This window comes from Streptomyces sp. NPDC002520 (genome assembly GCF_053595235.1).
This window is the reverse complement of the sequence record NZ_JBSFXG010000037.1, coordinates 80,429-87,133: the sequence shown is the minus strand read 5'-3', so window position 1 is coordinate 87,133 and position 6,705 is coordinate 80,429. Positions and strand designations below refer to the sequence as shown.

10 protein-coding genes and 1 pseudogene are annotated in these 6,705 nt (G+C 66.1%); all 11 read right to left on the bottom strand.

What is annotated here, in order from left to right:
- Positions 1–398, bottom strand: a pseudogene (locus ACWD5D_RS35870) (DNA-directed RNA polymerase subunit alpha); the annotation flags it as partial.
- 145 nt (positions 399–543) lie between these two features.
- A complete protein-coding gene (gene rpsK / locus ACWD5D_RS35865; protein ID WP_003956432.1) occupies positions 544–948 on the bottom strand; it encodes a 30S ribosomal protein S11 in 405 nt (134 codons plus the stop codon).
- Positions 949–1,013: 65 nt separating this feature from the next.
- Positions 1,014–1,394 (bottom strand): 30S ribosomal protein S13, encoded by a 381-nt coding sequence (gene rpsM, locus ACWD5D_RS35860; protein WP_310764970.1) that lies wholly within the window; start codon positions 1,392–1,394, stop codon positions 1,014–1,016.
- 185 nt (positions 1,395–1,579) lie between these two features.
- The gene (gene rpmJ / locus ACWD5D_RS35855) at positions 1,580–1,693 is read right to left on the bottom strand and encodes a 50S ribosomal protein L36 (protein WP_003998809.1); all 114 of its coding nucleotides are present in this window, start codon (positions 1,691–1,693) and stop codon (positions 1,580–1,582) included.
- 59 nt (positions 1,694–1,752) lie between these two features.
- Positions 1,753–1,974: a translation initiation factor IF-1 gene (gene infA / locus ACWD5D_RS35850; RefSeq protein ID WP_004927214.1), complete on the bottom strand. Its 222-nt coding sequence runs from the start codon at positions 1,972–1,974 to the stop codon at positions 1,753–1,755.
- 347 nt (positions 1,975–2,321) lie between these two features.
- Entirely contained in the window at positions 2,322–3,158 is an 837-nt protein-coding gene (gene map, locus ACWD5D_RS35845; protein ID WP_451376973.1) for a type I methionyl aminopeptidase, read from the bottom strand.
- A 101-nt stretch (positions 3,159–3,259) separates the two neighbouring features.
- Complete coding sequence (locus ACWD5D_RS35840; protein WP_451376972.1) at positions 3,260–3,925, bottom strand: adenylate kinase; 666 nt, start codon at positions 3,923–3,925, stop codon at positions 3,260–3,262.
- The gene (gene secY / locus ACWD5D_RS35835) at positions 3,925–5,238 is read right to left on the bottom strand and encodes a preprotein translocase subunit SecY (RefSeq protein WP_451376971.1); all 1,314 of its coding nucleotides are present in this window, start codon (positions 5,236–5,238) and stop codon (positions 3,925–3,927) included. Before secY ends, ACWD5D_RS35840 begins: the two co-directional genes overlap by 1 nt.
- A 188-nt stretch (positions 5,239–5,426) precedes the next feature.
- Positions 5,427–5,882 (bottom strand): 50S ribosomal protein L15, encoded by a 456-nt coding sequence (rplO, locus tag ACWD5D_RS35830; RefSeq protein WP_023547373.1) that lies wholly within the window; start codon positions 5,880–5,882, stop codon positions 5,427–5,429.
- Positions 5,883–5,884: 2 nt separating this feature from the next.
- Entirely contained in the window at positions 5,885–6,067 is a 183-nt protein-coding gene (rpmD, locus tag ACWD5D_RS35825; protein ID WP_003974250.1) for a 50S ribosomal protein L30, read from the bottom strand.
- Positions 6,067–6,672, bottom strand: a complete 606-nt coding sequence (gene rpsE / locus ACWD5D_RS35820; protein WP_007494753.1) for a 30S ribosomal protein S5 — start codon at positions 6,670–6,672, stop codon at positions 6,067–6,069. The genes rpmD and rpsE overlap by 1 nt, the downstream gene beginning before the upstream one ends.
- Positions 6,673–6,705: the final 33 nt, after the last annotated feature.

Here is a 6,705-nt window from a genome sequence, read left to right as displayed (position 1 = left end):
TTGCCCTTGCCGTTGAGCGTGGCGAGGACCAGGTCGGGGTTGTGCACCTCGACACCCGCCGGCGGCGCGATGTCGGCGGCGGTGACCAGACCCGGCCCCTGCTTGCGCAGGTACATCACGACCGGCTCGTCGTGCTCCGAGGAGACGACCAGCTGCTTGATGTTGAGGATCAGGTCGGTCACGTCCTCCTTGACGCCCGGCACGGTGGTGAACTCGTGCAGGACACCGTCGATACGGATGCTGGTGACAGCAGCACCGGGAATCGACGACAGAAGGGTGCGACGAAGGGAGTTGCCGAGGGTGTAGCCGAAGCCCGGCTCCAGCGGCTCGATCACGAACCGGGAGCGGAACTCGTCGACGACCTCTTCGGTCAACGAGGGACGCTGAGCGATCAGCATGTGTGGATCAGATCCTTCTTTCGTGGACGCCCGCTATTTGACGTCCGACGGAAAACCGCACGCGTGAAGTGCGGGTACTGCAAGGGTACGGGCGATACAGCCCCTCACGGAGCCGTACCGCCCGAATCCTCAGCGCGACCGAGCGTCAGACGCGACGACGCTTCGGCGGGCGGCAGCCGTTGTGCGGGGTCGGGGTGACGTCCTGGATGGAGCCGACCTCGAGGCCCGTGGCCTGCAGGGAGCGGATCGCGGTCTCACGACCGGAACCCGGGCCCTTCACGAACACGTCGACCTTGCGCATGCCGTGCTCCTGAGCGCGGCGGGCAGCCGACTCGGCGGCCATCTGCGCGGCGAACGGCGTGGACTTCCGGGAGCCCTTGAAGCCGACGTGGCCGGCGGAGGCCCAGGAGATCACGTTGCCGGACGGGTCCGTGATGGAGACGATCGTGTTGTTGAACGTGCTCTTGATGTGCGCGTGGCCGTGAGCGACGTTCTTCTTTTCCTTGCGGCGCACCTTCTTGGCAGCGCCCTGACGACCCTTGGGGGGCATCTACAAACTCCTACGGGAGGTGGTCGGTCCTACAGCGAAGACCGTGGACAGGTGTCCGCTGCGGACTACTTCTTGCCCGGCTTCTTCTTGCCGGCGATGGCGCGACGCGGGCCCTTGCGGGTACGGGCGTTGGTGCTGGTGCGCTGACCGCGGACGGGCAGACCGCGGCGGTGCCGCAGACCCTGGTAGGTACCGATCTCCACCTTGCGGCGGATGTCGGCCTGGATCTCACGACGGAGGTCACCCTCGGTCTTGATGTTGTTGTCGACGTACTCGCGGATCGCGACGAGCTGCTCCTCGGAGAGGTCGCGAACGCGGGTGTTCGGGTCGACGCCGGTCGCAGCCAGCGTCTCCTGCGAGAGGGTCCGGCCGATGCCGAACACGTAGGTGAGGGCGATCTCCACGCGCTTTTCGCGCGGGATGTCGACACCGGAAACGCGTGCCATTCAATGGCTCCTGGTGATCTTCGGAGGTCTTCCGCAGAGCCGACTCCCGGCCGCCGTATGAGGTACGAACCGGGTCCCCGGCCTCCGAACCGGGGGTGTCGAGCTGGATGGCTCGGGCTCTGCGTATGAACATATTCAGCTTGCGTCGCGCGAATCTCTGCGGGTGCAGAGGGATCGGTCCTGCGTCAGCCCTGGCGCTGCTTGTGGCGCGGGTTCTCGCAGATGACCATGACCCGGCCGTGACGGCGGATCACCCTGCACTTGTCGCAGATCTTCTTGACGCTCGGCTTGACCTTCATGGGATTGAGGTTCTCCGGGTCAGTGCCACCACCCCGCCGCAGCGGGATGCGGGCAAGATCTACTTGTACCGGTAGACGATCCGGCCACGCGTCAGGTCGTACGGAGACAGCTCCACCACGACCCGGTCGTCAGGGAGGATGCGGATGTAGTGCATACGCATCTTGCCGCTGATGTGTGCCAGAACCTGGTGGCCGTTCTGGAGCTCGACCCTGAACATGGCGTTCGGAAGAGACTCGACGACAGTGCCCTCGATCTCGATGGCACCTTGCTTCTTGGCCACGCTTCGCCCTTCGAATCGACTACCTTGATCGACTCTCTTCCTCACCCCGAGGGGGCGAGTGCGAGCGCATGCGGACATGCGGGTGCACGAGAGCCGACGAGTCAGTCTACGTCAGCGCACCCGGAAACACGAATCGAGAGAGTCTGCCCCACGCCGGTGATCCCTATGCAAGCGGGACCGCACTCATGCCAGCGGATCGGGGGCGGCCGTGATGCCGTGCTCGGCGAGCTTCGCCCGGCCGCCGACCTATCCTTGACGCCGCTCTCGCGGGCTCGGCGCCGGGGGCGCCTCACAGGCTTCGATCGGCTGCGCCGGCCTCCGACTGACGGTGGTGGCGGGGGCCCCCATCAACCGAGCGGGTCCGGGGCAGCCGTGATGCCGTATTCCGCGAGCTTGGCCTTGCCGCCGTCGGGGGCGGTCAGCACCAGGGGGCCCTGCTCGGTGAGGGCGACGGAGTGCTCCCAGTGGGAGGACCAGGTGCCGTCCGTCGTGATGACGGTCCAGTCGTCCTCGAGGACCTCGGTGCGCGGGGTGCCGAGGGAGACCATCGGCTCGATGGCGAGGCAGAAGCCGGGAACCAGCTTGGGGCCCTTGCCGCGGCGGCGGTCCACGTAGTTCAGCAGGTGCGGGTCCATGTGCATCTCGGTGCCGATGCCGTGGCCGCCGTAGTCCTCGATGATCCCGTACTTGCCGCCGCCGGGCCTCGGCTGACGGCGGATGTACGTCTCGATGGCCTTGGAGATGTCGATCAGGCGGTTGCCCTGCTTCATGGCCGCGATGCCGGCCCACATCGACTCCTCGGTCACCCGGGAGAGCTCGATCAGCTCCGGGGCGTGACCGGAGCCGACGAAGGCCGTGAAGGCGGCGTCGCCGTGCCAGCCCTCGACGATCGCACCGCAGTCGATGGAGATGATGTCGCCGTCCTTGAGGATGACGTCGTCGGAGGGGATGCCGTGGACGACGACGTCGTTCACGGAGGTGCAGATGGTGGCCGGGAAGCCGCCGTAGCCGAGGAAGTTCGACTTGGCGCCGTGCTCGGCGAGCACCTTGCGGGCGACCTCGTCCAGGTCCTTGGTGCTGGCACCGGGCACAGCGGCCTCGCGCGTGGCCGCGTGGATGGCTGCGACGACCAGCCCCGCCGCACGCATCTTGGCGATCTGCTCGGGGCTCTTGATCTGCACCATGGGGGCCTGCGCTCTCCGTCACTCGTCACGTCGACTGGGTTACCTACACAACACTACGGCCGCGGCGCCCCAGGGGGCACCGCGGCCGGAAGGACCGCGATCTACTTGTTCTCGGCCTTCTCGCGCTTGAGCGCTTCCAGCGCCCGCTGCGTGATCTCGTCCACCGGACCCAGGGCGGAGATCGTCACGACCAGGCCCTGCGCCTTGTAGTAGTCGATGATCGGCTCGGTCTGCGTGTGGTAGACCTCCAGCCGCGTGCGGACGGTCTCCTCGCGGTCGTCGTCGCGCTGGTACAGCTCGCCGCCGCAGACGTCGCAGACGCCCTCCTGCTTCGCCGGGCTGTACGTCACGTGGAAGACGTGCGACGAGTCGTTGCGGCAGATACGCCGGCCGGCGATCCGCTTGACCACCTCGTCCTCGGGGACCTCCAGGTCCAGGACCGCGTCCAGCGTGATGCCCTCGGTCGTGAGCAGCTCGTCGAGCGCCTCGGCCTGCGAGACATTGCGCGGGAAGCCGTCGAGCAGGAAGCCGCCCTCGGCGTCCGGCTGCTCCATCCGGTCCTTGGCCATCGCGATGGTCACCTCGTCCGGAACGAGGTTGCCGGCGTCCATGTAGGACTTGGCCAGCTTGCCCAGCTCCGTCTGACGGCTGATGTTGGCCCGGAACAGGTCGCCCGTGGAGATGTGCGGGATTTTCAGCTTCTCGGCGAGGCGGACGGCTTGCGTTCCCTTACCGGCACCAGGTGGCCCGACGAGGACGATACGCATCAGCGGAGGAACCCTTCGTAATTGCGCTGCTGGAGCTGGCTCTCGATCTGCTTCACCGTCTCGAGACCGACACCCACGATGATGAGGATGCTGGTGCCACCGAACGGGAAGTTCTGGCTTGCCCCGAAGCCGACCAACGCCATTGTCGGTACGAGAGCGATCAGACCCAGGTACAGCGAACCCGGCCAGGTGATCCGGTTGAGCACGTAGCTGAGGTACTCAGCGGTCGGTCGGCCAGCCCGGATGCCCGGGATGAAGCCACCATACTTCTTCATGTTGTCCGCGACTTCCTCGGGGTTGAACGAGATGGCCACGTAGAAGAACGCGAAGAAAACGATGAGCAAGAAGTACAGAGTGATGTAAATCGGGTGGTCGCCCTTGGTCAGGTTCGCCGAGATCCACTGCTTCCAGCTCGAGTTGCCGCCCGAGAACTGCGCGACGAGCGCCGGAATGTAGAGCAGCGACGAGGCGAAGATGACAGGAATCACACCCGCCTGGTTCACCTTGAGCGGAATGTACGTGGACGTCCCACCGTAGGAACGACGGCCGATCATGCGCTTCGCGTACTGCACCGGGATGCGTCGCTGGGCCTGCTCGACGAAGACGACCAGAGCGACCATCACCAGGCCGACCAGGATGACGGTGCCGAACTCGATCCAGCCGCCGGCCAGCGAGCCCTGCTTCTTGATGGCCCACAGCGCGGACGGGAAGGTGGCCGCGATCGAGATGAACATCAGGATCGACATGCCGTTGCCGATGCCGCGGTCGGTGATCAGCTCACCGAGCCACATGACGACGGCCGTACCGGCGGTCATGCAGACGACCATGGTGATCGTGGCGAAGATCGCCTGATCCGGGACGATGCTCTGGGCGACCGAGCAGCCGTTGAAGAGCGCGCCGCTGCGGGCGGTGGCCACCAGGCCGGTGCCCTGCAGGATGGCGAGCGCCACGGTCAGGTAGCGCGTGTACTGCGTGATCTTCGCCGTACCGGCCTGTCCCTCCTTCTTGAGGGCTTCCAGGCGCGGGATGACCACGGTCAGCAGCTGAAGAATGATGCTCGCCGTGATGTACGGCATGATCCCGAGCGCGAAGATCGTGATCTGGAGCAGCGCGCCGCCGCTGAACATGTTGACGAGACCGAAGAGCCCCTGATTGCCGGACGCCTCGTTCACGCAGGTCTGGACGGCCTTGTAGTTGACGCCGGGGATCGGGATGTGGGTACCGACCCGGTAGACCACGATGATGCCCAGCGTGAAGAGCAGCTTCTTGCGCAGGTCGGGCGTCCTGAACGCCCGGGCGAACGCGGTGAGCACGGTGCCTCCTGCGACCCCCGCGCAACTGCGTCAAGGGTGACGGTCTTGAGGTTCGACGGATACAGAAAAGGAACAGTGCAGGCCACCTTACCGGCGACACTGCCTCCCCCGGAACGACCAACCGGGGATACCCCATTGTGAGGTACCCCCGGTCGGGATCGTCTACGTCATCGAGCGACCTGTTGGTCTCAGACCAGCTCGGTGACCGTACCGCCGGCGGCGGTGATCTTCTCCTTGGCGGAGCCGGAGACGGCGTCGACCGTCACCTGCAGCGCCACGGAGATCTCGCCCTGGCCGAGGACCTTGACGAGGCTGTTCTTGCGAACGGCACCCTTGGCCACCAGACCCTCGACCGTGACCTCGCCACCCTCGGGGTAGAGCGCGGCCAGCTTGTCGAGGTTCACGACCTGGAACTCGGTCTTGAACGGGTTCTTGAAACCCTTCAGCTTCGGGAGACGCATGTGGAGCGGCATCTGGCCACCCTCGAAGCGCTCCGGAACCTGGTAACGGGCCTTCGTACCCTTGGTACCACGACCGGCCGTCTTACCCTTCGACGCCTCACCACGACCGACACGGGTCTTGGCGGTCTTGGCGCCCGGGGCGGGACGGAGGTTGTGGATCTTGAGCGGGTTCTGCTCCGCCATGATCAGTCGACCTCCTCGACCGTCACGAGGTGGCGGACGGTGTGCACCATGCCGCGGAACTCGGGGCGGTCCTCCTTGACGACCTGCGTGTTGATGCCCTTGAGACCAAGGGAACGCAGCGTGTCACGGTGGTTCTGCTTGCTGCCGATGTAGGACTTGACCTGCGTGATCTTGAGCTGAGCCATCACGCACCCGCCCCGGCACGCGCACGCAGCAGAGCCGCGGGAGCGACGTCCTCGAGAGGCAGACCACGGCGGGCCGCGACCTCCTCCGGACGCTGCAGGCCCTTCAGGGCCGCCACGGTCGCGTGCACGATGTTGATCGCGTTGTCGGAGCCGAGCGACTTCGACAGGATGTCGTGGATACCGGCGCACTCGAGCACGGCACGCACCGGACCACCGGCGATAACACCGGTACCCGGGGACGCGGGCTTGAGCAGCACGACGCCGGCAGCCTTCTCACCCTGGATCGGGTGCGGGATGGTGCCCTGGATACGGGGGACCTTGAAGAAGTGCTTCTTGGCCTCCTCAACACCCTTGGCGATGGCGGCCGGCACCTCCTTGGCCTTGCCGTAACCGACACCCACGGTGCCGTCACCGTCGCCCACCACGACCAGCGCGGTGAAGCTGAAGCGACGACCACCCTTCACAACCTTGGCGACACGGTTGATCGCGACGACGCGCTCAACGTACGCGGTCTTCTCGGCGGCAGCAGCGCCGCCGTCACGGCCCTTCCGGTCCCGCCGCTCGCCGCCACCGGCACCGCCACCGCGGCGCTGGGGTCCAGCCATTGGAATTACCTCTCTCTGTTTCCGCTAGCTACG

Coding starts and splice junctions, on each gene's coding strand:
- rpsK (WP_003956432.1), bottom strand. CDS start 948: ATGCCCCCCAAGGGTCGTCAGGGCGCTGCCAAGAAGGTGCGCCGCAAG.
- rpsM (WP_310764970.1), bottom strand. CDS start 1,394: ATGGCACGCGTTTCCGGTGTCGACATCCCGCGCGAAAAGCGCGTGGAG.
- rpmJ (WP_003998809.1), bottom strand. CDS start 1,693: ATGAAGGTCAAGCCGAGCGTCAAGAAGATCTGCGACAAGTGCAGGGTG.
- map (WP_451376973.1), bottom strand. CDS start 3,158: ATGGTGCAGATCAAGAGCCCCGAGCAGATCGCCAAGATGCGTGCGGCG.
- ACWD5D_RS35840 (WP_451376972.1), bottom strand. CDS start 3,925: ATGCGTATCGTCCTCGTCGGGCCACCTGGTGCCGGTAAGGGAACGCAA.
- rplO (WP_023547373.1), bottom strand. CDS start 5,882: ATGGCGGAGCAGAACCCGCTCAAGATCCACAACCTCCGTCCCGCCCCG.
- rpmD (WP_003974250.1), bottom strand. CDS start 6,067: ATGGCTCAGCTCAAGATCACGCAGGTCAAGTCCTACATCGGCAGCAAG.
- rpsE (WP_007494753.1), bottom strand. CDS start 6,672: ATGGCTGGACCCCAGCGCCGCGGTGGCGGTGCCGGTGGCGGCGAGCGG.